Origin of the sequence: Enterobacter sp. IF2SW-B1 (genome assembly GCF_001743375.1) — a bacterium.
GTDB lineage: Bacteria > Pseudomonadota > Gammaproteobacteria > Enterobacterales > Enterobacteriaceae > Enterobacter > Enterobacter bugandensis.
In genome coordinates this window covers 1-427 of record NZ_MJAA01000273.1, presented here as the reverse complement: position 1 = coordinate 427, position 427 = coordinate 1, and the positions used below count along the sequence as shown (strand labels likewise).

The following is a 427-nucleotide window of genomic DNA, read 5'->3' as shown; positions in this document are numbered from 1 at the left end:
ATCTGGACGCGCAACCCGCTGATGTTTCCGCAGATCTTGCCCATGGATCCGATTACCGTGACGTCAGGAAGTGAAATGCCCCCTCCCGCCATCGTGACCGTTACCGGTATTGTCACCGTGGCGCTGGCGCTGGCGGTGATGACCGGGCTTTGGCTGCTGGTGGAATACACCCGCCTGGGGCGCGGCAGGCGCGCCGTGGCGGAAAACCCGCGCGGGGCCACGCTGATGGGGGTTAACCCAAACGCCATTATCACCCTGACGGTTGCCATTGGCGGGGCGGTTGCCGCGCGGGCAGGCGTAATGAGGGCCAGCAACTACGGTTAGGCCAGCTTCTCGATGGGCTCTATACCCGGGATCAAGTCCTTTACCGCCGCCGGGCTGGGGGGCTTTGGCAACCTTCGGGGTGCCTTGATTGGCGGCATCCTGC

General features: G+C 64.4%; 1 pseudogene. It reads left to right on the top strand.

Annotated features, from left to right (window positions below):
* Positions 1 to 427 (top strand): annotated as a pseudogene (locus A6013_RS24380) (branched-chain amino acid ABC transporter permease); the annotation flags it as partial.